Source organism: Microbulbifer sp. 2205BS26-8, assembly GCF_030731025.1.
Taxonomy (GTDB): Bacteria; Pseudomonadota; Gammaproteobacteria; order Pseudomonadales; family Cellvibrionaceae; genus Microbulbifer; species Microbulbifer spongiae.
Genome location: NZ_JAVAMR010000225.1, coordinates 1 through 308, shown reverse-complemented (window position 1 = coordinate 308; position 308 = coordinate 1). Strand labels below are relative to the sequence as shown.

1 protein-coding gene is annotated in these 308 nt (G+C 51.6%); it reads left to right on the top strand.

Annotated features, from left to right (window positions below; translation table 11 throughout):
* Nucleotides 1–70 precede the first annotated feature (70 nt).
* Complete coding sequence (locus Q5Y71_RS17350) at nucleotides 71–262, top strand: transposase (RefSeq protein WP_306043316.1); 192 nt, start codon at nucleotides 71–73, stop codon at nucleotides 260–262.
* The last annotated feature ends 46 nt before the right edge of the window (nucleotides 263–308 follow it).

Sequence of the window (308 nt, the reverse complement as noted above, 5' to 3'; positions counted from 1 at the left end):
TCCAGACACAAGAACGGCGGAAAGTCTTATCATTACGGGTGTACAAGACAGTCCAATAAGAAATTCCGCCGTGACAGAATGCTACCAACCTGAACTCCGATTTTCATCCTTTTCCCGCCGCAAAATCACCGCAGATTTCACTGGTGGCAATTTGACCTCCAATGCCGGCCTGCTACTTGTGAGAGAGTGCGACCGGCACCTGGACTTGGCTCGCTCCGTCGCGGATGTTGACCATGATCCGCGAGCTCCTGCCCGGGCTTAACACAGCTCTGAACAACGAACAAAGTTGGTTGAAATGCGGTTGTTTT